22 protein-coding genes are annotated in these 22,953 nt (G+C 59.6%); 10 read left to right on the top strand and 12 right to left on the bottom strand.

Going from position 1 to position 22,953, the window contains the following annotated elements; all coding sequences use genetic code 11:
* The first annotated feature begins 70 nt into the window (after positions 1-70).
* Positions 71-574 (top strand): GNAT family N-acetyltransferase, encoded by a 504-nt coding sequence (locus tag VOI22_RS08930; RefSeq protein ID WP_323796156.1) that lies wholly within the window; start codon positions 71-73, stop codon positions 572-574.
* Here VOI22_RS08930 and VOI22_RS08925 read toward each other — a convergent pair.
* Positions 571-984: a hypothetical protein gene (locus VOI22_RS08925; RefSeq protein WP_323796155.1), complete on the bottom strand. Its 414-nt coding sequence runs from the start codon at positions 982-984 to the stop codon at positions 571-573. The two genes, VOI22_RS08930 and VOI22_RS08925, sit on opposite strands and share 4 nt — an antisense overlap.
* Positions 985-1,091: 107 nt before the next feature.
* On the opposite strand from VOI22_RS08925, the gene VOI22_RS08920 reads away from it, so the two are divergent.
* Positions 1,092-2,156, top strand: a complete 1,065-nt coding sequence (locus tag VOI22_RS08920) for a GntG family PLP-dependent aldolase (protein WP_323796154.1) — start codon at positions 1,092-1,094, stop codon at positions 2,154-2,156.
* Positions 2,157-2,162: 6 nt separating this feature from the next.
* Here the strand turns inward: VOI22_RS08920 and VOI22_RS08915 are convergent, their stop codons facing one another.
* From VOI22_RS08915 to VOI22_RS08895, 5 genes are all read right to left on the bottom strand, one after another.
* Positions 2,163-3,413 (bottom strand): pentapeptide repeat-containing protein, encoded by a 1,251-nt coding sequence (locus tag VOI22_RS08915; RefSeq protein WP_323796153.1) that lies wholly within the window; start codon positions 3,411-3,413, stop codon positions 2,163-2,165.
* An 88-nt stretch (positions 3,414-3,501) separates the two neighbouring features.
* The gene (locus VOI22_RS08910; RefSeq protein WP_323796152.1) at positions 3,502-3,855 is read right to left on the bottom strand and encodes a hypothetical protein; all 354 of its coding nucleotides are present in this window, start codon (positions 3,853-3,855) and stop codon (positions 3,502-3,504) included.
* A gap of 157 nt (positions 3,856-4,012) precedes the next feature.
* The gene (locus VOI22_RS08905) at positions 4,013-5,269 is read right to left on the bottom strand and encodes a pentapeptide repeat-containing protein (protein WP_323796151.1); all 1,257 of its coding nucleotides are present in this window, start codon (positions 5,267-5,269) and stop codon (positions 4,013-4,015) included.
* 252 nt (positions 5,270-5,521) lie between these two features.
* Positions 5,522-8,731, bottom strand: coding sequence for an efflux RND transporter permease subunit (locus VOI22_RS08900; RefSeq protein ID WP_323796150.1), 3,210 nt, complete (start codon positions 8,729-8,731; stop codon positions 5,522-5,524).
* Between the two features lie 4 nt (positions 8,732-8,735).
* Positions 8,736-9,863, bottom strand: a complete 1,128-nt coding sequence (locus VOI22_RS08895; protein ID WP_323796149.1) for an efflux RND transporter periplasmic adaptor subunit — start codon at positions 9,861-9,863, stop codon at positions 8,736-8,738.
* A 248-nt stretch (positions 9,864-10,111) separates the two neighbouring features.
* Here VOI22_RS08895 and VOI22_RS08890 point away from each other — a divergent pair, with 248 nt between their 5' ends.
* The 6 genes from VOI22_RS08890 to VOI22_RS08865 all read left to right on the top strand — a co-directional run bounded on the left by VOI22_RS08890 (position 10,112) and on the right by VOI22_RS08865 (position 15,954).
* Positions 10,112-11,041, top strand: a complete 930-nt coding sequence (locus tag VOI22_RS08890; protein WP_323796148.1) for a histone deacetylase family protein — start codon at positions 10,112-10,114, stop codon at positions 11,039-11,041.
* Positions 11,042-11,120: 79 nt separating this feature from the next.
* Positions 11,121-11,369: an exodeoxyribonuclease VII small subunit gene (locus tag VOI22_RS08885; RefSeq protein ID WP_028464445.1), complete on the top strand. Its 249-nt coding sequence runs from the start codon at positions 11,121-11,123 to the stop codon at positions 11,367-11,369.
* A gap of 40 nt (positions 11,370-11,409) precedes the next feature.
* Positions 11,410-12,297, top strand: a complete 888-nt coding sequence (locus VOI22_RS08880; protein ID WP_323796147.1) for a farnesyl diphosphate synthase — start codon at positions 11,410-11,412, stop codon at positions 12,295-12,297.
* A 22-nt stretch (positions 12,298-12,319) separates the two neighbouring features.
* Positions 12,320-14,239, top strand: coding sequence for a 1-deoxy-D-xylulose-5-phosphate synthase (gene dxs, locus VOI22_RS08875; protein ID WP_323796146.1), 1,920 nt, complete (start codon positions 12,320-12,322; stop codon positions 14,237-14,239).
* 6 nt (positions 14,240-14,245) lie between these two features.
* The gene (locus tag VOI22_RS08870) at positions 14,246-14,983 is read left to right on the top strand and encodes a TlyA family RNA methyltransferase (protein WP_323796145.1); all 738 of its coding nucleotides are present in this window, start codon (positions 14,246-14,248) and stop codon (positions 14,981-14,983) included.
* A 32-nt stretch (positions 14,984-15,015) separates the two neighbouring features.
* Positions 15,016-15,954: a DUF2806 domain-containing protein gene (locus tag VOI22_RS08865; RefSeq protein WP_323796144.1), complete on the top strand. Its 939-nt coding sequence runs from the start codon at positions 15,016-15,018 to the stop codon at positions 15,952-15,954.
* Between the two features lie 71 nt (positions 15,955-16,025).
* Here the strand turns inward: VOI22_RS08865 and VOI22_RS08860 are convergent, their stop codons facing one another.
* Complete coding sequence (locus VOI22_RS08860) at positions 16,026-16,289, bottom strand: hypothetical protein (RefSeq protein WP_323796143.1); 264 nt, start codon at positions 16,287-16,289, stop codon at positions 16,026-16,028.
* Positions 16,290-16,421: 132 nt separating this feature from the next.
* On the opposite strand from VOI22_RS08860, the gene gcvA reads away from it, so the two are divergent.
* Together gcvA and VOI22_RS08850 are read left to right on the top strand one after the other, a co-directional pair.
* A complete protein-coding gene (gcvA, locus tag VOI22_RS08855; RefSeq protein WP_323796142.1) occupies positions 16,422-17,363 on the top strand; it encodes a transcriptional regulator GcvA in 942 nt (313 codons plus the stop codon).
* Positions 17,364-17,594: 231 nt separating this feature from the next.
* On the top strand, positions 17,595-19,208 hold the full coding sequence (locus VOI22_RS08850; RefSeq protein WP_323796141.1) for a BCCT family transporter: 1,614 nt from the start codon (positions 17,595-17,597) through the stop codon (positions 19,206-19,208).
* A gap of 78 nt (positions 19,209-19,286) precedes the next feature.
* On the opposite strand, the gene VOI22_RS08845 is transcribed toward VOI22_RS08850, so the two are convergent.
* The 5 genes from VOI22_RS08845 to pncA all read right to left on the bottom strand — a co-directional run bounded on the left by VOI22_RS08845 (position 19,287) and on the right by pncA (position 22,796).
* The gene (locus VOI22_RS08845; RefSeq protein ID WP_323796140.1) at positions 19,287-19,598 is read right to left on the bottom strand and encodes a hypothetical protein; all 312 of its coding nucleotides are present in this window, start codon (positions 19,596-19,598) and stop codon (positions 19,287-19,289) included.
* Positions 19,595-20,533: an SPFH domain-containing protein gene (locus tag VOI22_RS08840; RefSeq protein ID WP_323796139.1), complete on the bottom strand. Its 939-nt coding sequence runs from the start codon at positions 20,531-20,533 to the stop codon at positions 19,595-19,597. Before VOI22_RS08840 ends, VOI22_RS08845 begins: the two co-directional genes overlap by 4 nt.
* A gap of 89 nt (positions 20,534-20,622) precedes the next feature.
* Positions 20,623-21,363 (bottom strand): SDR family oxidoreductase, encoded by a 741-nt coding sequence (locus VOI22_RS08835; protein WP_323796138.1) that lies wholly within the window; start codon positions 21,361-21,363, stop codon positions 20,623-20,625.
* Positions 21,364-21,442: 79 nt separating this feature from the next.
* Complete coding sequence (locus VOI22_RS08830; RefSeq protein ID WP_323796137.1) at positions 21,443-22,183, bottom strand: type 1 glutamine amidotransferase; 741 nt, start codon at positions 22,181-22,183, stop codon at positions 21,443-21,445.
* A complete protein-coding gene (gene pncA, locus VOI22_RS08825) occupies positions 22,173-22,796 on the bottom strand; it encodes a bifunctional nicotinamidase/pyrazinamidase (RefSeq protein WP_323796136.1) in 624 nt (207 codons plus the stop codon). The genes VOI22_RS08830 and pncA overlap by 11 nt, the downstream gene beginning before the upstream one ends.
* Positions 22,797-22,953: the final 157 nt, after the last annotated feature.

Here is a 22,953-nt window from a genome sequence, read left to right as displayed (position 1 = left end):
CGGAGAACCGAATCGACTGGTGTGAGAGCGGAATTCCGCCGATCCGCAACTGTTCAAAAAAGGACGTAGAATGCGCGTAGAAGACGCTCTGAGAGAAGATCTGGCCCTCGTCGGTATTCTGAACGAAGCCGAGATCCCGCATGTCAACAGTATCGATAATAGCGGTTTTATCTGGTTCCTGGAGACGGCTGATTATTTTCGTGTCGCCAGGGACGGTGACACGGTTGCGGGTTTCCTCATCGGCTTCCTGCCCGGACGTGCTTATGACAGCCTCAACTATCGGTGGTTTAGGGACAGGTATGCGTCATTTCTTTATGTGGACCGGATCGTTGTCTCGCCTGCAGCACGTGGACTGGGCGTCGGGCGAAAACTCTATGAGGATTTTGCCAAATTCGCGGAGGGCCGGGCTGAGCGGCTGACCTGTGAGGTCAATGTGCGGCCGCCAAACGAGGGCTCCCTCCGCTTTCACCATGCATTTGGCTTCACAGAGGTCGGCCGTCAGGAAACGGAAGGTGGGACCAAGGAAGTCTCTCTTCTGGCGATGGACCTGAGCGGGAATACTATGCAGAATTAGAAAAAGGCGTAGGGGTCTCGTATCGGATGGTCATTCGAATGCCGGACCCAGCCTTTGACCACGCGGTAGACGAACCAGAGCCAGCCGAGGCCGCCAACCAGCCAGGCAAACGGGATCAGTATCCATGTTGCCGTTAAAGCTGCTGTCAGAACGATGGTGATGACCTGTATCCAGAAGGTGCGGATCTGCCAAGTGATGTGTCCAGCCAGTTCTGTGCCGTCCAGATCGCGGCGTTTCAGATACGCGAGAATGACACCGAAAACGGATGGCAAGCCGAAGACGATCGCGGCGCCATAGAGCCCGTAGACAATATGGACGGCGAGGCGGTCGTTCTCCGAAAGCTCGAGGGAGAACGGGAGCGTTCGCGGCCGGGTGACTTGATTGCTGTTGTTCGGATTTGTTTCGGCCATGTGCAGTCCTGTTCCTTTCCCTTTCGGGATGACGCTCTTAACGTTGGATCGATAACTTGATCATTCAATAGGCGCGTCGCTGGGGCGGCCGGTGAGGAAACGTATCAATGATGACGAACGAAGCAAGCCGCCCGGCGGTCGATCTGTACAGCGATACGGTCTCGCGTCCTACTGAGGCGATGCGGCAGGCGATGGCCGAGGCGGAAGTGGGAAACGAGCAGGCGATGGAAGACCCGACCGTAAACATTCTGTGTGAGCGCGTCGCTGCCTTGCTGGGTACGGAAGCCGCGATGTTCCTTCCGTCCGGAACCATGTGCAACGAGATAGCCTACAGGGTCTGGGTCGACCGGGGAGAGGAGATCATCCTCGAAGAGAGTGCACATGCGCTGCATTTCGAGGCGGGCGGACCCGCAGCTCTTGCGGGGGCTATGGTACGGACATTGAAAGGGCGCCGCGGTATTTTCGATGCGGCCGACCTGGAGACCGTCATTCGTGCGCCGCGTGGCCACCACGGTCAGCGCCAGAAACTGGTGAATATCGAGAATACGGCCAATCTCGGCGGAGGCGCTGTCTGGCCGCTCGAAACCGTTGCCGAAGTTGCCGATTGTGCGCGTGGGCACGGGCTCAAGGTCCATATGGATGGTGCACGGCTGCTGAACGCGGTTGTTGCGTCCGGGACGCCGGCATCCTCCTATGGCGCTCTGTGCGACTCTCTCTGGATCGATCTTTCGAAGGGCTTGGGTTGCCCGGTCGGGGGCGTGCTGGCCGGCAGTGCAGAATTCATCGATCGAAGCTGGCTCTTCAAGCACCAGTTCGGTGGAGCGATGCGGCAGGCAGGAATTATCGCCGCCGCCGGCGTCTATGCTCTCGATCACCATATCGACCGGCTGGCCGAGGATCACGCCAACGCTCATTATCTTGCCGAAGGAATTGCGTCGATCCCGGGATTGTCCGTCGCGCTCGACGAGATCGAGACCAACATGGTGTATTTCGATGTGACAGCACCGGATCTCGATGCCGCGGGGTTGTCCGAGCGCCTGATGCGGGAGCACAAGGTGCGGATCGGCTCAATGGGACCGCGCCGTATGCGCGCCGTGACCCATATCGATGTCACACGCAGCGGCATTGAGCTTGCGTTGACGGCACTCAAGGCTGTGATGGAAGCGGCCTAAGTAGCCTCAGGCGTCCGTCAGTGCCTGCTCAAGGTCGGTGTCCGTAAACTGGGTGCCGACCGTCCGGGCACCTTTCATGTCTGCTCCGGTAAGATTGGCGCCTTTGAACTTGGCGCCCGAGAGATCGGCATTGCGGAGCAGGGCGCTTTCCAGGTCGGACGGCCAGAACCGTCCGGTCGGATTGCCATTGGCGTCCTTCAGTTCCACCGGATAAAGCAATGCGCCATTAAGCTGTGCATCCGTAAGGTCGGCTGACATCAGCTTCGTGCCGGAGAGATCCGAATCCCGAAGATCGACCCGGTTGAGCTTGGCCCCGGTGAGGTCTGTCATCACCAGTTGGGCGCGGCGCATCTTGGCGCCGGACAAATCCACGTCGCGCAGGTCAGCGCCGGACAGGTTGATATCGCTCAGATCGACATCTTTCAGGTTCGCTCCGGCGAGCTGCGCGCGAGTGCCGCCGCGTCCTTGTTCGCGTATCCAGAGTTCATGATCGTTGACGATGTCGCGGAGAGAGCGGCTGCGGTCTCCTGACTCCGTCACCAATTGGGCGCCGCTGAGATTTGCGGTCGAAAGATTGACGCGCTCAAGAATTGCGCTGCTGAGGTCGGATCCGGCAAAGCTAGTTTCTGAAATCAGGGCGCCGCGCAGGTTCGCGCCTCTGAGATTCGCGCCGATAATCTTTGCATTCGCGAGGTTGGCGCCGGACAGATCCGCTCCTGTCAGGTTTGCATTTTCGAGGTTTACACCGCTGAGGTTTGCGCCGCAGAGAAGGGTATTTTCCAGGTTGGCGCCGATCATGCTGGAATCTGACAGGTTGGTTCCGGACAGATTGGCGTTGTTGATGTCGGCGTCATCCATGGTCGAGGAGGACGCATCGGCGCGGATAAAGGTCGGCCGTTCGCCTGTGAGGTCATTGATGATGGCGCCGCCACGCATGTCGGCTTCCTTCAGATTGGCCCCACCGAGATTTGCGCCCCGGATGCTCGCACCGCGCAGATCGGCACGCATCAGGACAGCGTTCGTCAGGTCCGAATCATCCAGATTGGCGCAAAACAGGTCTGCATAACTGAGGTCGGCGCCGGACAGCAGCGTGTTTGAGAAATTGACGCCTGACAGACGCGCGGACTGCAGGTTCACGCGTGCCAGTTGAAAGCCCGTGACCTCGAGGCCGGACAGATCGGCGCGCACGCCGCCCGGCTTTCGCTTCAGCCAGCGCTCGTGGCTCTCAATGGCTTTAAGGATATCGTCCGGCGTCATCGACTAAGATTTCTTTCCATCAGTACGGGGTCGCCAATAAACGGACAGTATAGAGCCCCCCCGAAAGTCCGGTTCAGCTCAACAACGATCATGGCCAACCGTCCACGATAATACCAAGGCACGGATTGATAAATTCACGAGATGGCCTGATGGCATCCTCGACACGTGCCTGCAAGCTAAGGCGCTCGCAATAGTCCTTGAGGGCTGTGAAGCCCGGAGTTTGGGCTATATCGTTCGTGGCGATACCCACTTTCTTGAGCAGAAGAGTCTGAAACGGCGCGTTCTCGGTATTTCTTAGCAGATAGATCACGAATCCGCTCGCCCGTCGTTCCTCCTCTGCGCCTCTCTGCTCCCTCACATCATCGGCGACGCGATCAATAAGCTTTTCGATCTCGTTGCTGAGCTGGGTGAGTTGCTCGGCTTTTTGCTCTTCATCAATCAATGCGGGGCAATCCCGAATGGCCAGTCTGTAGAGTAAAACATTACGTTTTGTTCAAGCGAAGCATTCGCACGTTTCCATGCCCTAGGGTCAAGAAGAATTTCCTTGGAAACTGGCCGTGCGAAGTCGTTGTGCCGCTTGATTTCGTGATTTTTCAAGATTAGCTATCGCCGACTTTCTCATCGGTTTTAGCGCCTGCAAGTTGCTCGGTTTTAAAGATCGCGTCCGTCAAATTCGCCCGTGTCAGATCCGCGCCGGAGAGATCGGCACCAGAAAGATCCGCCCCGGCGAGGTTTGCGTTCCTCAGATCAGCGTCCTTGAGGTTTGCATTCACCAGCTTGGTGCCGGACAGGTTGGCCGGCCATTTCCGCCCTGTAAGCTGGCCTTTCTGATCTTTCAGATCGACCGGCGCGATCACGGCATGCGAAAGATCTGCATCGGTCAGGTCCGCATGCGCGAGATTAATCCCTTCCAGGGTTGCTCCGCTAAGGTTGGTCCCTTTCAGATTGGTGTTGGACAAATCGGACATCACCAGCAGCACGTTCGAGAGATTTGCGCCGCTGATATTGGCCCCGTGTAAGTCCGCGCCGGACAGGTTGACTGCCGCAAGGTCGATGAAGCTGAGGTCGGCATTCTTGAGGATCGCGCGGTCACCCAGACGTCCGTCTTCCCGGATCCAGACATAATGCATGTTGAGGACTTCGCGGACTTCGAAAGGCAGCGAGTCCTCGTTACGGACCATATTGGCGCCGGTCACGTCCGCTCCGGACAGGTCGCAACCGTCCAGATTGGCTCCCGACAGATTGGCATGTTTCAGGATTGTATTGTCGAGCAGGGCGCCAGACAGATTGGCATCCTGCAAGTCAGCACCGGAAAGATCCGCCTCGACCAGAACGCAGCCGGACAGATTGGCTCCTTTGAGGTCTGCCTTGCGCAGGTTTACGCCGGAGAGGTTCGCGCCGGCCAGTTGTGCGCCCGCCAGGCTGGCATTCGGCATGGCCGAATAGCTGAGATCGGCGCCTTGTTGGTTCGAAGTAGGGCCGTCCCGCTGGCCCTCGTCATCATCGGTGCCGAACATCAGCGTGCCGCCGCGGAAGTCGGCGCCGACAAGATTGGCGCCCTTGAAGGCAACGTTGCGGATGGACGCACCACGGAGATCCGCGTTCTGAAGGTCAGCATCCCGCAAATCGGCGCCGTCCAAAACAGCGCAGAACAGGTCCGTATGGCTGAGATTGCTGCCTGCCAGGATGGTTTTTTGCAGATTGGCGCCGGACATTTTCGCAGATTTCAGATTCACTTTTTCGAGCGTGAAGCCGGCCAGATTGGCGCGCGCCAGATTGGCCCGAGACCCGCTATGGGCGCGACTCAGCCATTTTTCATGCTCGTCCAGGATATTCGCGATTTCCTGAGGCGTCATTTCAGTGAACCATGCCCATGATCAAGACGCTCTTTCTTGAGTGTTTGTAAAACTGTGTTGATTCCACACAGAACAATAGCCGTCAGGGAGCATATGTGGAAGCGCCAAGAGGTAATCTGTAACCAAGGGCAACTTCGCATTCCCAAATGGAACAGTGCATTTAGTACCCGATATTAATGTAGGTAAAATTTACTCAAAAATTCCAGATGTTTTTGAGCTTCCCCTTGGATTTGTAGGCTTGTCGGTACGGCCTTACTCGGCTGCTTGACTGGCGGAGCCGTCTGGTTGGCGTTTGGAGGACTCATCCGGCGTCTGTTTTCCGGGTTCCACGAGGCTGAGGCAGAGCGACAGCAAGGGTGGGATGATGGCGAGCGTCAGCACGGCTGAAAGGGAAAGGCCACCGATCACCACGGAGCCGAGGCCGCGATAGAGTTCCGAGCCGGCGCCGGGGAACACCACAAGCGGGAGCATCCCGAGGACGCTTGTCAGTGTCGACATGAAGATTGGCCGGATACGATTTCGGGTCGCCTCGACAATCGCGGCGCCGGAGTCCATGCCGTCCTCGCGGATATGATGCAGGGTCTGATGCACCAGCAGGATCGCATTGTTCACCACAATCCCGATCAGGATGACGAAGCCGAGCAGAGTCAGCATGTCGAGATTTTGGCGGATGAAAAGATTGAGGGTAGCCAGTCCGACCACGCCGCCGGCTGTGGCCAGCGGTACCGAGAAAATGATCACCAGAGGATAGAAGAAACTTTCGAACAGCACGGCCATGACCAGATAGACGATGACCAGTGCCATCACCAGGTCGAGCACCATCTCGTTCCAGGTTTGCGCCAGTTTATCCGCCGTGCCAGACATGCGGATGCTGACGCCCGGTGGCAGGCCTGCTTCTTCCATCGGCCTGATAACCTCGTCCCGCATCTTGTTAAGTGCTGCTTCCAGCGGCATGCCGGAAGGAGGAGAGACGACAAGGGTAATGGTCCGCTCCCGTCCGACATGACGGATCTCGGTCGGGCCGGTGGTCACCACCACGCTGGCGAGGGAACCTGCGGGGACGATCTTGCCTTCCCGCGTGACAACCGGCAGGTCGGCGATGCCTTGGGTCTCAAGAATATGGTTCTCGGGGCCGGTCAGCGTTAGGTCGATACGCTCGCCCTGCACAGTGATTTCTGCCACCCGGATACCATCGTTATAGGCGTCAACCGTAAAGCCGAGATCGCGTGCGGTGACACCATTGTCCGCAAGAAGAGTGCGGTCAGGCACAACACGCACTTCCGGTGCGCCGAGCGACAGGGATGGCAAGGGGCGTATCTGCGTGCCTTCATCCCTTGGGAAAGCCTTGCCGACCCTGAAGAAGGTCTTCTGGGCGATTTCCGTCAGCCCTTCCAGCTCACCGCCGGAAATATCGAGATCGATCGAGCTGGTTCCCCCTACGCCGCGTCCGAAGAGAGAACTCTGGCGGAAGAATCCGAATGTTCCGGGTTCCGTGAATAACGAGCGCCGGAGCACCGGTATCAGGTCTTTTGCCCGGGTCGGGTCGGCCGCCGCGGCACCGACGATGACATTGGCCCGGAAAGCGACGAAGAAGAACCTCGACATGGTCGGGGTGCCATCCTCCATGACTTTCTTCGTTTCCGAGAAATCCCATATCGGCTTGGTCGCGTTTTCAAGCTTGGTGGCAATCTCGGACATGGTGTCCAGATTGTAGCCGGGCGGGGGCTTCACGAAGCCGATAACCAGATTCCGGTTGCCTTCCGGCAGATAGTCGAGTTCGGGAAGCATGGCCCAGGTAGCCACGATGCTGCCGACTGTCATGCCGATAATGACGGTGAGGGCGAGGATGCGGTTTTTCACCACGGCACGGGTCTGCTTCATGACAAGGGTCAGGAAGCCATGGGCAAAAGAGTCGATCACCGGAATGCGCCGGGTTGCGCTCAGATCGCCGATCTCGTTTTTCAGGAGGCGGCTCGCAAGGGCAGGAACGACCGTCGCGGAAACCACCAGCGACAGGCAGACCGCGACGGAAATGGCAACAGCGATATCCCGGAACAGCTGCCCGACTTCCAGTTCCATCACCAAAATCGGGATGAACACCATGACTGTGGTCAGCGAGGAAACCAGCACAGCACCCCAAACCTGCTGGGCGCCACGGTAGGAAGCCTCATTTGGCTCGTGGCCGAGCTGCCGCAGGCGGAAAATGTTTTCCAGCACGACGATTGCGGCGTCGACCACCATGCCGACAGCGAAGGCAATGCCGGCCAGCGAGATGACATTGATGGAACGGCCGAGTGCCGCCATGGCAACGAACGACCCGATGACGGAAACCGGGATAGCCAGACTAATCACCAGCGTGGCATTGCCGCTGCGCAGGAACAGGTAAAGCACCAGTGCGGCCAGGATGCCGCCGACCCAGATATTCTGGCGCACCAGGTCAATTGACGAGTCTATATAGGTCGTCTCGTCATAGACCTGGATCATCTTCAGATCCCGCGCGGCAAGGTATCCGTCGTTTAGCTCGCCGATCGCCCGGCGAACCTCAGCCATGACTTCGATCACGTTCGCACCGGTCTCCCGGTACATCGGTACCGCGAGCGCAGGTGTCCCGAATTGCCGGATACGTGCAACCGGGTCCTTGTGGCCCATGCTTACAGTGGCGACGTCCGAGACGGTGACGCGGGCGACCCGTCCGGAGATTGAATCCTCGATGGAGCGCAGCACGACGCCGCGCACATTCTCCATGCTCTCGAAATCGCCTTCCGTGCGGACCACATAGCGGCGCTTGCCCTCATCGACAGCACCGGCCGAGATCGACGCATTGGCTGAGCGCAGGGAGGCGAGCACATCCGGGATGGTCAGTTGATACTGGGCGAGCAACTGCGGGTCGATTTCCACCCGCATTTCACGCTCTGCACCGCCATAGATGCGGGCCTCGCCGATCCCTGAAATCCGCTCGATCCGGGCTTTGACGTAATCTTCGGCGAAATCGCCATATGTGTGGATCGGTGTGTCGTTTCCGTCCTTGCGCAGGATCACGGCCCAAGCGATGGCGTTGTCTTCAGAGCCAGCCGTCTGGAAGGTCGGCTCGTCCACTTCATCCGGATAATTGCCGACCCGGTCCAGTCGGTTGGAGACGAGCAGCAGCGACTTGTCCATATCGGTGCCGGGGGAGAATTCCAGCGTGATACGGCCGCGTCCGTCCTCGGAGCTGGAAATCATCGATTCCAGCGCTTCGATACCGCGCAGCTCGTCTTCCTGACGGTTGACGACTTCGCGTTCAATCTCGGCGGGGGCCGCTCCGCCCCAGTTGGTCGTGATTGTAATAACCGGCCTGTTCACATCCGGAGCAAGCTGGATCGGGATGCTTTGCAGGGCAACGACACCGAACATCACGACCATCATGACGATGGCCAGAACTGCGACGGGTCGCTGGATCGAGTGCCGGATCAGCGTGTCCATCTGCTCAGCCCTTGGCCTGGACGGCCACCGGCTCGCCGGGGCGCAGGCGTTCGTTGCCCTTGATCACCACGGTCTCGCCAACAGACAGGCCGTCCAACACTTCAAACCGGTTGCCGAGAGATTCGCCGATGGTGACCGGCCGCATTTCGACCTTGCCGTCGATCACCACATAGACCCGGGGCTGACGGCCATCCAGCAGCAGGGCATCCTTGTGAACGCTGATCACCTGACGCACCAGGCCGATGGGGATGTGAACGGTGACGCTCTGGTTTTCGGCAATTTGCGAGGCGCCTTCTGGCAAGCTCGCCGAGAACCGGACGGCCCTGCTGCGGGTGCGCGGGTTTTCCTCGGGAATGACCGCTCTTACCTCGACAGTCAGCGTCTGCCCGTTTTGCAGCACGGCTTTAACCGGAGCCCCGGGATGCAGGCCGGAGAGCCTCTGTGCAGGGACATCGGCCTCAATCTCCAGGTCCTTGTCATTCATCAGGGTGACGATGGCATCGCCTGCCTGGACATAGCCGCCCGCGACGACGTGCCGTGCCAAAACCACGCCGTGATAGGGCGCGCGGATCGAGGCGTCGGCGAGGGCTATTTCAGCCAGGTTCAAGTCAGCCCGCGCCCGTTCGGTTTCCGCTTCGGCCTCCGTGGAGCTGGCGATCGCGGCTTCCAGGTCGCGTTGTGCGTCTTCCAGGGCGTTTTTGCGAAAAGCATTGGAGCCGCGCAATTGCTCTGTCCGAGCCAGTGCCTGTTGCGCTTTGGCCCGGTTCGCCGTTGCTCGCTCGCGCTGGGCTTCCGCTTTCTTCAGCTCCGATGCCCGCAGCTGCCGTTCCGCACGCAGCCTGTTGTCGGAAAGCCGGGCCAGTATGGCGCCTTTCTCGACCCGCTCGCCCGCTCGGACCGTAACGTCGGCGACCCGCTCAGAAATCCGGGTCGCGACGGGGCCGAGCTGGATGGCGACGAACTGTGCCGTAAATGGAGCTGTCTGGGTAAGGGCCTCTTCGCGGACCTTGTCGACCTCTACGGGGCTGGCCTTTCCTTGCCCGCGGGCAAGGTCTGACATGCCGATGGTCAGCGTGGCCGCGAGCACCGCGCAGAGAAGGACTCGAGGCAGGTTTATCAACATTGCTGGCATTTAGCGCACGCCTTCTGATGCCAAGAAGTCACGAGATCCGCGTCGGTGAAATCAAGACTGGTTGCTCTGGAGGTAGCGAAGATATGCCTATTTTGCCGGGTATCTATACCAATCGCAAATAAATCAACGAGCGATCGGTGCGCATCTCGACAAGTTGATGCTGGATGGAACTCCGACCTTCTTGGTAAGAACGAAGGACGAGATAAAATCCGTCGCTGGTGACCGGAAAAAGTTGGGGGAGAAACGACGTGGGGACAATTCTGTATACCCATGCGGATAGTTTTGGACATGACCCGGGACGCATGCATCCGGAACATCCGGCGCGCCTGAAAGCCGTGCTGACTGCGTTGTCCGCCGAGGAGTTCAACGGGCTGGAGCGTCGGGAGGCACCCAAAGCCTCCGTTGAACAGATCGCCAGGGCACATCCTCTCGACTATGTGGAAGCGATCCTGGAGGCCGTGCCCGAGACTGGCGAGCGGTCGATTGACGGTGACACGGTGATGTCACCCGGCACCGGCGATGCCATCCTGCGCAGCTCCGGGGCGGTTTGCGCGGCGGTTGACGCCGTGCTTGGCGGTGAAGCGCGGAATGCATTCTGCGCCATGCGTCCGCCCGGACATCATGCCGAGCCGCGCACGCCGATGGGCTTTTGCTTCTTCAACCAGATCGCCGTCGGTGCAGAGCATGCCCGCGCGGCGCACGGACTCCGACGCGTTGCGATTGTCGATTTCGATGTGCATCACGGCAACGGGACACAGGCGATCTTCGAAGCGGATGGCGGTGTGTTCTATGCATCGACGCATCAGTCGCCGCTGTTTCCCGGCACAGGCCATCAGAGCGAGCGCGGTGTCGGCAATATCGTGAATGTGCCGTTGCCACCGATGTCCGGTAGCGAGCAATTCCGGGCGGCCATCACTGAAATCATTTCCCCGGCCCTGATCGAATTCCAGCCGGAACTGTTGATGATCTCTGCTGGGTTTGATGCCCATATAGATGATCCTCTGGCCTCGCTCTGCCTGACGGAAGAGGACTTTTCCTGGGTGACCGAGGAGCTCATGCGGGTGGCTGATCTTGTCTGCGACGGCAAGATCGTCTCCACGCTTGAGGGCGGTTATGACCTTGAGGCATTGGCAGAATCGGCGGCGGCTCATGTGCGCACTTTGATGAGTGCCGCCTGACATCGAAAAGCGGGCGGGGCTCCCTTGTATCGGGGGCGTCCCGCGCCTATTGTCGGGCACTGGCCCGAAGGAGACCGACGTGAGCGAGACACCATCCCCCGAAATCAAAGGCCTCAGCTTCGAAGAGGCTCTGACGCAGCTTGAAGAGATCGTCGGCAAGCTTGAATCCGGGAACGGGACTTTGGACGACGCCATCAACGCCTATGCGCGTGGGGCGGAGCTGAAATCCCATTGCCAGAAGAAGCTGGACGAAGCGCGCATGAAGGTCGAAAAGATCCGGAAATCGGATGCTGACGGCGCCGTGTCTGCCGAACCTTTCGAAGCGTGAGCTTCAAATTTTCCGACACTGATCAGGATCACCGCCACTTATGACCCAGCTTAAAGACGCGATGGCAACGACCGCGCGCGAAGTTGAGCGCGTAATGGATTTCCTGCTGCCGAAAGCGGATGACGCCGAGGCGCGGGTGTTTCAGGCCATGCGTTATTCCAGCCTTGGTGGCGGCAAGCGGTTGCGGCCGTTCATCGTTACCCAATCCGCCAAGATGTTCGCCGTCGATGAACGGTGCGCTCTTCGGGTCGGCGCGGCTGTCGAATTCCTGCATTGCTACTCCCTGATCCATGACGATCTGCCGGCGATGGACGACAGCGCCCTGCGCCGTGGACGGCCGAGCTGCCACAAGAAATTCGATGAGGCGACTGCCATTCTGGCTGGAGATGGATTACAGGCGCTGGCATTCGAGGTCTTGGCGGCGGAAGAAACCAGCTCCGATGCTTTCGTACGTTCAGAACTGGTCGCCGGGCTTGCGAAAGCGGCTGGCGGAGAAGGTATGGTCGGCGGCCAGATGATCGATCTGCTGGCGGAAGACCATGAGTTGGATATCGGCGCGATCACCCGCATGCAGCGGATGAAGACCGGCGCGATTTTCGCCTTTGCCGCCACAGCCGGCGCGATCATGGGGCATGCGTCCGAGCGTCATATCCATGCCCTGCATTCGTTCGCCCAAGAACTGGGGCTCGCCTTCCAGATTGCAGACGATCTGCTTGACGAAACTGGAGATTCCAACACGACAGGCAAGCCAGTCGGCCAGGATGGCGCCGCCGGAAAAGCGACCTTCGTTTCCATTCTCGGTGTCGAACGAGCCCGGTCGCAGGCCCGGCTGCTGGCTGAACAAGCGGCGCGCACCCTTGATTTATTCGGTGAGCGGGCAGACCTTCTGAAACAGGTAGCCGCTTACGTGGTCGACCGCACGCACTGAGCCCCAGGGCTGAATTGGACCTATGACTGAACGCAGAACCCCGATTCTGGACAGAGTCACACTACCAGCTGACTCTCGCACGCTGACTGATGCGCAGCTCAAGCAACTCGCCGACGATCTGCGCCGGGAGACCATTGACGCTGTTTCAGTCACCGGCGGTCATCTCGGGGCCGGACTTGGTGTGGTCGAACTGACGGTTGCAATCCATAACGTATTCGAGACACCGCGCGACAAGGTGATCTGGGATGTCGGCCACCAAGCTTATCCGCATAAGATCCTGACCGGCCGCCGGGACCGTATCCGCACGCTGCGTCAGGCTGGTGGGCTTTCGGGTTTCACCAGACGCTCGGAGAGTGAATACGATCCGTTCGGTGCCGCGCACAGCTCAACCTCGATCTCTGCCGGTCTCGGCATGGCCGTGGCGCGGGACCTGAAGGGGGACGACTTCAACGTCGTCGCGGTGATCGGTGACGGCGCAATGAGCGCGGGCATGGCCTACGAGGCGATGAACAATGCCGGATCGCAGAAGAGCCGGATGATCGTGGTGCTGAACGACAATGATATGTCGATCGCGCCGCCGGTCGGCGCGCTCAGCGCTCATCTCTCAAAACTCATTTCCTCCAAGCCCTATAGCAGCATGCGGGAGCTGGCGAAGCAGATCGCCCAGCACCTGCCGAAGCCGATGGAAGAAACCGCCCGTAAAGCCGAAGAGTTTGCTCGGGGCATGGTCACCGGCGGCACGCTGTTCGAGGAACTCGGCTTCTACTATGTCGGCCCGGTGGACGGACATAATCTGGACCACCTGCTGCCCGTGCTGCGTAATGTGCGGGACATGAAGCGGGACCGTCCGGTGCTGCTCCACGTGGTGACGGAGAAGGGCCGAGGCCATCCGTTCGGTGTGCAGGCGGCGGATAAGTATCACGCCGTGCCGAAATTCGACGTGGTGACAGGCGAAGTGAAGAAGCCGGTCTCGAACGCGCCGAATTACACATCGGTTTTCGCTGACTCGCTGATCAAGGAAGCCGAGGCGGATGATCGTATCGTCGCGGTGACGGCAGCGATGCCGTCGGGAACCGGTATCGACAAGTTCTCCAAGGCCTTCCCGGAGCGCAGCTTCGACGTTGGCATCGCCGAACAGCACGCTGTCACCTTCGCTGCCGGTATGGCTTGTGAGGGCATGAAGCCGTTCGTGGCGATCTATTCGACCTTCCTGCAGCGCGGCTATGACCAGGTCGTTCATGACGTGGCGATCCAGAAACTGCCGGTGCGCTTTGCCATTGACCGGGCCGGGTTGGTCGGCGCCGATGGCGCGACCCACGCCGGGGCATTCGATCTCGCCTATCTGGGTTGCCTGCCGGACTTCGTCCTGATGGCGCCGTCTGACGAGGCCGAGTTGACGCACATGGTGGCAACATCCGCTGCAATCGACGATCGGCCGAGTGCCTTCCGCTTCCCGCGCGGGGAGGGTGTCGGTGTCGAGCTTCCTGCGCGCGGCGATGTGCTGGAAATCGGCAAAGGCCGGATTGTCCGCGAAGGCTCTAATGTCGCGCTGCTGTCTCTCGGGTGCAGGCTCCAGGAATGCCTCACGGCAGCCGACGAGCTTTCCATGCGTGGCCTGTCTGCCACCGTGGCCGATGCCCGGTTCGCCAAACCAATCGACCGGGACCTGTTGCGCCGCCTTGCGGCCGAGCATGAGGTGCTGGTCTGTATCGAGGAAGGCAGCATCGGCGGCTTTGCCAGCCAGGTTCTGCATGCGCTGGCCGAAGACGGCTTGCTCGAATCCGGATTGAAGGTGCGCCCGATGGTGCTGCCGGACCGTTTCCTCGATCATGACACTCCGGAGAAGCAATATCACGAGGCGGGGCTCGATGCCGCTGCCATCGTGACAACGGTCCTCGGTGCACTCGGTGTTGACCAGGCTTCGGCGCCGGTCCGCGCCTGACCGGCCATGGCATCGGAACGTCTCGACCTTGCCCTGGTTGAGCGGGGGCTTGCCGAAAGCCGAAGCCGGGCCCGGCATCTGATCGAGGCGGGACAGGTGACGGTCGACGGTGTCACCGTGATCAAGCCCGCGGCGAAAACAACCGAAGCCCACATTATCAAGCTCGATGACGGGGCGCTCAAATGGGCGTCGCGCGCCGGGCTGAAACTTGAACATGCGCTCGATATTTTCAACATCGCCCCGGCCGGACTGGTCTGCCTCGATATCGGGGCATCGACCGGCGGTTTCACCGATGTGTTGTTAGACCGGGGGGCGCTCCGGGTGCATGCCGTCGATGTCGGCCACGGTCAGCTGATTCCGCGTCTGGTCGAGGATGAACGGGTTCATGTTTACGAACGTCTGAACGCGCGACATCTTCAGCCCGAGATGATTGGGGAGCCGGTAGGACTGGTTGTTTCCGACGTCAGCTTCATCTCTCTCAGGCTGGCGCTACCTATGGCGCTCGCCTGCGCTGCACCGGGCGCCCGGCTGGTAGCGCTGGTGAAACCGCAATTCGAGGTCGGGGCGGCTCGCATCGGCAAGGGCGGTATTGTCCGGGATGAGACGGCGCGGGCCGATGCCCTTCGGGATGTCGTGAGCTGGCTCGAGAACGATGCCGGATGGACGCTTTTGGGGCAGGCGGAGTCGCCGATATTCGGAAATGATGGAAATCAGGAATTTTTAATTGCCGCGGAAAAACCGTGATAGGCTCGTTTTTGTGAATAAGAGGCGGTGTCATGACAGAAGAAAACCGCGAGAATTCTGACGAGAAATCAAGGTCGCACCGCTCGAAGAACGCGGATGTAGAGGCCTATGATCCGGCCTGCCTCCGCTTTAGCGAGATGCTTGCTTATGGACTCGGATCAAGCGGCCGTTCCTGGTTGGACGCCGTGCGCAAGGGCGATGACCACGAGGATGCCGGGCTTGCGGAACGCGCCCGGTCCCGGGTCGAAGAACGTGATATTCTGCGCCAGCGCAATATCGAGACTATTTTCTCTCTCGCCCTGACCATGCTCAAGAGCGACACACCACAGGACGGGCATGTGGATCCGGATTGGTGCGTGCGCTTTATCGAGGCGGCGTCCGATTGCGGTGACAAGGCCGGTCAGGAAATGTGGGCGGCGCTGCTCACTTTGGAAGCCGAGGAAAGCGGAACGGTACCGCAGGTCACCTTCCGGGTCATGAGCACGCTCAATCGCAAAATGATCCGCTGGGTCGCCATCCTGGCGAAATTCCGGATCAACAATTTCCTGGTGAGGCTCTCTGACGAGTTCTTCGGTGAGCGCGAGCTGACGGGCGACTGCATTCTGCTGCTTGAGGAATATGGTCTGCTGCGGACCAATCGCGACCTCAGCAAGGTCTTTTCATCGCAGAAGACCGACAGTTTCTCGACCAACCTGCTCTATGCGGACAAGGTTGTCCGGGTGAGCCACGATGACCCTGCGGCGGATCTGACATTGCCGTGCTACCGCCTGAGCGAAGCCGGTACAGCCCTGGTCCGGGCTGCGGGCCGGCTCTCCCATGTGGAGGCGGATCTCGATTATCTGCTGGAAATCGTCAAGCTGGTCGAGGCCGAGGGCTATACGGTGGCACAGGCCGATATCCTGTCGCGGGCCTCTGAAACGGTCGTAGCCAAGCATTCGCCATTCTGCGAACTGCGCACGCTTAAACGCTGATTTCATGGAACGGTAAAAAGACGGGCGGTGCCTTGGCCCCGCCCGCAAATGCAGCCAGACCCCAAGAGGCTCTAAGACGTCTGGCCGCGGGCACTGGCTTCTGTTTCGACAATGGTCAACGCTTTGCAGAGCAGTGTTGCTTCCTGTGCGCTGAGTTTCGCCTGGCGGGAAAGACGGCGGAGCTGATCGGCCGCATCCTTGAGCCCGGTTTTCTTCGCCGGAACCTCTTCGGGTACTCCCGCATGGTTTCGGGTCTGGCTCCGGTGCCGGGCATAGTCTTCCCAAATGGCGACATCGTGGGTCAGACCGCCTGCACCCTGCAGAAGAAGAAACATCGCGTGTTCCATAACTTTTCCTCACTTGTCAGTTGATGATCGAAATGCCTTGTTGGAATGGAATGTCGTCTCTTGACGCTGCGAGGACAAATGATTGATTCTCACCTATTATGTTAGATATATTTACATTTAATGAGCAGGCAATTACCCCCTCTGACGGCACTTCGGGCCTTCGAGGCCGCGGCGCGTCTGGGCGGCGTCTCGAAGGCGGCGGATGAGCTGCACGTCACTCATGCGGCGGTCAGCCACCAGATCCGCGCGCTTGAGGATTGGTTCGGGCTGTCGCTCTTCGACCGGGCGGGCCGGCAAATCCGCCTGACGGAGGCCGGAGCCAAGCTGCTCTCGCCGGTCTCGGCGGCTTTCGACGGTATCGCGAGTGCCGTTGCTCTGGTCTGTGAGGATGCAAACCTAAAGGTCCTGACCGTCTCCGCTGCGCCATCGGTTGCATACAAGCTTCTGGTGCCGCGTCTCGGCTCTTTCGCGGCGACGGAACCGGATGTCGAGGTACATCTGCATCACTCCGTGACATTGTCCAATTTCGTTTCGGACGGGGTCGATGTGGCGGTGCGTTTCGGCCGGGGGAACTGGCCGGGCACAGTTTCGAAGCGGATCATGGAGGGTTTTGCACAGCCTTTCGCCAGCCCGTCCTTGCTCCAGAGCGCCGGTCACGCGCTTGCCGACTTGCCGCTGACGCCGGAGCAGATTGCCGACTTGCCTCTGCATCACGAGGATTCGACGGAATACTGGCGAACCTGGTTCGAGACAGCGGGGGCGCCCGGGCTCCGGTTTCGAAGCGGCGCGGTGTTCCATGACGCGGCCTCTATCCTGAACGTCGCCGTTGCAGGGCAGGGGGTGGTCCTGGCGCGGCCTGCACTGGCCGAGTCGGAGCTCAGCAGCGGAATGCTGGTTGCTCTGTCGGATGTGAAAATCGAGGAAGATGCCGGATATTATCTGGTCTATCCGCACTCGAAGGCGACCGACCCTCTGATCCGGTCGTTCGAGGCCTGGGTAATGACCGAACTCGCCCAGCCGGGCGGGCGGGCGTCTTATTCCGACAAGGCGCTCGCGCCATAATCTGACCCATATCAATCACCGTTAGCGTACATTTTGGGCGCCCCAGATCGAGTTAATGTCGCAAACCGGACATTGGGCCGATTTGCTCTCACTCATCCTGTGTGACAACAATAGATAGCAAAGAGAGCGCGTGAAAAAACGACGTGCCTGTCCGGGAATCCTTTGCGGACAAGACTTTGACTTCAATGAATCCGACCTGCCGCTACGACGGTGGGAGCCAAGGGAGGCATTATGAGCGAAGTAGCTGACCGCACCCCTGACGGGGATGCGAACGTGATCGATACAGAATACGAAATCGGCCAGCATAATATCCAACCGCAGATCGGCCGGTTCGGGATGGACATCCATAATCCGGTGTTCGCCATCTCGGCCGGCGGTATTATCCTGCTGGTCTTCTACACGCTGGCCCTGCCGGAACAGGCTGGTGCGTTTTTCGGCTGGCTGAGGCCAACCCTGACCTCCAACTTCGACTGGTTTTTCCTGGTGGCGGGGAACATCTTCGTCATTCTGACACTGGCGTTGATTGTCTCGCCGCTTGGTAAAATCAGGCTCGGGGGGACCGAGGCAAAGCCCGACTATTCCTACACCGGATGGTTCTCGATGCTGTTCGCCGCGGGCATGGGTATTGGCCTGATGTTCTATGGTGTGTCGGAGCCGATCTCGCACTTTTCCTCGTCCGTCGCTGATGGCGCGGGCTCGCCCGATAGCTGGGCACCGCTTGCCGGTGCGGCAGGCGACCCGGCCGAAGCCCACAGGCTCGGCATGGCAGCGACGATCTTCCATTGGGGGCTGCATCCGTGGGCGATTTACGCCGTTGTGGCGTTGTCCCTGGCATTGTTCTCTTACAATAAGGGCCTGCCGCTCAGCATCCGGTCGATCTTCTATCCGATTTTCGGAGAGCGGGTCTGGGGATGGACAGGACACGCCATCGATACGCTGGCGGTTTTCGCGACCCTGTTCGGGCTTGCGACATCGCTCGGTATTGGCGCGGAGCAGGCAATTGCCGGTCTCAACTTCCTGTTCGATATACCGGTCAGCGATACGTCCAAGGTCGTGTTGATCTCCGGCATTACCGTCCTCGCACTGGTATCGGTCGTTGCTGGCCTCGAAGCCGGCGTGAAACGGCTGTCCGAGATCAATATGGTGCTGGCGATTCTACTCCTTGGGTTCGTCATCATCGTCGGGCCGACCCTGGCGATCGCCACAGGATTCTTCGCGAACCTGCTGGCCTATGTCGAATACCTGCCGGCGCTGTCAAACCCGTTCGGTCGCTCAGACGCGAACTTCTCCCAGGGCTGGACCTCGTTCTACTGGGCCTGGTGGATTTCCTGGTCACCGTTCGTCGGCATGTTCATCGCCCGGGTCAGCCGGGGCCGGACCGTGCGCGAGTTCCTGATCTGCGTGCTGATCATCCCGTCAGTCGTCTCCGTGCTCTGGATGACGGCATTCGGCGGAACGGCACTGTCCCTCTTGCAGGCGGGTCATCAGGAGATCGCAGATGCGGGGCTTGAACTGAAGCTGTTCACCATGCTGGGACAGCTGCCGCTGCACAGCATCACGTCATTTATCGGCATCGTGCTGGTGATCGTGTTCTTCGTTACCTCATCCGACTCAGGCTCGCTGGTGATCGATACCATCACGGCTGGCGGCAAGGTCGACGCACCCGTGCCACAGCGGGTGTTCTGGGCAACCTTCGAAGGCATGGTCGCAGTGGCACTGCTGCTCGGCGGCGGTCTCGGCGCCCTTCAGGCGGCGTCGGTCTCGACCGGCCTGCCCTTCGCAGTAGTCCTCTTGCTGGGCTGCGTCTCCCTCGTGAAAGGACTTATGAGCGAGCCGCGCGGTTGATAACCACTTTTACCGCCGGACCTGTCTGCGCAGGTCCGGCGGTTCTATTGAAGGATGTCCTTGCAGAACGACAACTGCCTAATAGTCGTTCACATCTTCCTCTTCCGCTTTGCGCCGCCGTTGGAAGACGAACCGGATGATCGCCACCATAATCACGGCGATCCCTGCATATATCATCAATACCTGCCGCCAAGTCTCGAATAATACGGTGTCGTTAAACCAGAGCGCTGATTGTCCATAAACGAGAAGGGCGATGGCCAGTGCCGCAATGCCGAGCGGCAGGGCAATCATATTTCCATCAAACAACTCTGCGGCTATTAACAGAATGCCGAAGATGACCCATGCTTCTGGGAGGAAGACCCAATAGTGGATCGTCATATGGGAGGTCATCGGGTTTGGCCCCGCGGCAGGGATTCCAGAAGTGCCGTAAGAGACCCGATCACGCCTGAGATCTCGGTCGGCATGATGACTGTCTTGGCATTATCAGAGGACGCGACCTCGCCGAGTGCGCCGATCTGGCGTTTCAGGATTTCGTAATTGGCGGCCGGCATTCCGTTCTCCTGAAGGGCCGCTGCGACCGCGCGGATTTGGTTGGCTTCGGCTTCGGCAGCAACTTTGACCGTATAGGCATCGGCGTCCGCCAGTGTTATTCGAGCCTCTGCCTCACGTTGTGCCTCGAAGAGTCTGGCTTCGGCGGCAAGTTCGACAGACCGCTTTTCACCTTCAGCCCGGGCTATAGAAGCGCGCCGCTCCCGTTCGGCGCTTAACTGGTGCCGCTGGGCCTCACGGGTCTGTCCATCGACTTTTATATCGATGATTTCTGTTCGAGTAATCTCAATGCCCCAGACTTCCGCAGCATTCTGCAGATTCTTTTCAATCTCCGAGTTCATTGACTCCCGGGATGACTGAAGCTCGTCCAGTTCGAGCTTTCCAGCCGCAGATCGTACGATGGAGGTCGCTGCCGTGTGAATTGCTCGGTCGACATTTCTGATGCGGTAAACAGAACGAGAAGCGTCCAGCACCCGATAAAAGACTGTTGTCTCAAGCTCTACTTCGACATTGTCTTTCGTGATGACACTGATGTCCCAGGCTTCAAGCTGTCTCTCCAGAACGGAGACACGGTGTGCCACTGCGTCGAGAAACGGTACGATGAAGTTAAGCCCCGGCTTTAGCGCGCGCGTGAATTTTCCAAAGCGCTCAAGCACGAATATCTCGCTCTGCGGGACGATTTTCACGCCCTTCCAGATGACGATCACGGCTCCGATAACGAGAAGAAACGCAATCAGGTTCGAGAGAATAATCTCAATGACAGCTTGTTCGTTCATATGCTTGGCCGATTCTGCATAAAAGGAAGAGACAAATTAACAGTCAAACTCAGTTCGCCCAAAGCGAACTATGGGCGCACCGGTAGAGCTCAAGCCCGTGTCGGTTCGACCAGAAGCTGAGAGACGTTGACGTTGGCGGGAGCCGTCATCGCATAGACGATGGCATTCGCGATGTCTTCCGGTGCGAGTGTCCCCGGCGCATTGTCATAGAAATTCCGTGCCCTGCCGCCGTCGCCCCAACGGCTTTCCGCGAATTCGGTGCGGGTCAGGCCCGGCAGGATTTCTGTCACCCTGATATCGGTCTGGGCGAAATCCATTCTGAGACCGTCGGTGAAGGCGCGGACGGCGAATTTCGAGGCATTGTAGATGCTGCCCCCCGGATAGACACGGAGGCCGGCAGTGGAGCCGAGGGTGACGATGTGACCGGTCCCACGCGCCGCCATCTGGTCGATCAACGCCCGGCAGACACGTATGGTTCCGTTTACGTTGGTGTCGATAATATCCGTCCAGGTATCCGCATCGGCCTGATCGAAGCGGGCACGGCCGCCGACATCGTGACCGGCACAGACGACGACGCCATGGATGTTGCGCCAGCCCTCTGGCATGCGCTCGACCATCGAGGCGGCGGAAGCCGGATCCGCGACGTCCAGTTGCAGCGGAAGGCAATGGCCGGGGCGATCTTTCGCAAGAGATTGCAGGCGCTCCATCCGGCGGGCGGCTGCAATAACGCGCGCACCTTCCCCGAGAAGCTGCTCCACGGTTGCGGCGCCGATGCCTGAGCTGGCTCCGGCAACCAGCACGATCTTGTCTCTCAGCTCGAATTTGCCCATCGGACGCCCGTGTTCCACTTTTCATCACAATTCTCGGGTCACCTTCGCCGCCGCTTTCCGGCCGGTCAAGCGCGATCCCTCATGCATTCCGCATGATGCGGGCATTGGCTACAAGATCGATCCATCGACTGGTAAAAGCGGCACAGAAAGCTCGGGCTCCGGCTTCGTACTGTTCCAGTTCCTTTGCGATTTGCGGGCGCCACCCGGGGCGCTTCGCATCGAGATAGCCGGAATGTGCGGTGCTCCAGCGTTCCGCCAGGGTGCGCCCAACCTCGAAATGGAATTGTGTGCCATAGCTGACGGTGCCGACTGAATAGGCCTGGTTCTCATATGCCGCGCTTGTTGCGAGATGAACGGCTCCCGGCGGCAGGGTGAAGGTATCGCTGTGCCATTCGAAAATAGGAACATCCGGATCGATAGTACCGGTCAGGGAATCTGTCCGGCCAGCGGCTGTCGGCGTGATTGGTACAAAACCGAATTCCAGCGGTTGCCCGACGACATTGCCGCCACCGTGGGCGCGGGCGAGCAATTGTGCGCCCAGGCAGATCCCGAGTACGGGGCGGCGTGCCGCATCGAAGGCACGCATCAGCTCCAACAACGATGGGAAGTAGGGAGAGCCTGTGTCGTCCAGCGCATTCTGGTCGCCGCCAAGCACGATCATGCCGTCATGATTGTCCGGACCAGCGGGCAGGGGCGTCCCGTTGAAGGCCTGCACGACATCGAGCGTGATGCCACGTTCAGCGAAGGTGGTTGCCATCTCGCCGACATCGGTGCCGTTATAGTTTTCTATGACGAGAATCTGCATCGTTTCAGATGGCATCGGATGTTGTCACTGTAATGCCGTGCTCTGCCAGTTCAGCTCTGGCGGCAGCAAGAGAGCCGTCGAGATCGATGGCCCGGCATCCGTCTTCCAGCAAGGTGACCCTGAAGCCGAGTTTCGCAGCGTCGACGGCGGAGAAACGGACACAGAAATCGGTGGCGAGCCCGACCATGATCAGGTGCTCAACTGCACGCTCCCGGAGGTAGCCTGCAAGTCCGGTGGTTGTGGTGTGATCGTTCTCGAAGAAGGCGGAGTAGGAATCGATCTCGCTCCGGTAGCCTTTGCGGATGATCAGGTTGGCGCGATCGGTCTCGAGGTCGTTGTGAAAGGCGGCGCCTTTGGAACCCTGCACGCAATGGACCGGCCAGAGGACCTGAGGGCCATATGGCATGTCGATCAGGCTGAAGGGATCGTGGCCCGGGTTGTTGGCGGCGAAGGAGCTGTGATCGGCCGGGTGCCAGTCCTGTGTCAGGACCACGTGATCGAAACGCTGCATCAGCCGATTCGCAACCGGTACAACGGCATCTCCGTCAGCGACGGCAAGGGCTCCACCGGGGCAGAAATCGTTCTGCACGTCGATCACGATCAGCGCGACATCCGGGCCGGTCTTCATTGCACTTCTCCGTTATTGAAATTCGAGATTGGGCGTGAACTCACAAGCATATTTATGAGGCTTCCTTGCGCCGGAGGAAACCTGCTGTTGGGCTGTCGCGATGGTGTTTGTGCCCACCGGCTGGAAACAGGGCAGGCATTCGTTCGTAATCAGCTCG

Source organism: Nisaea sp. (assembly GCF_034670185.1).
GTDB lineage: Bacteria > Pseudomonadota > Alphaproteobacteria > Thalassobaculales > Thalassobaculaceae > Nisaea.
This window is presented reverse-complemented; position numbering and strand designations above follow the sequence as displayed.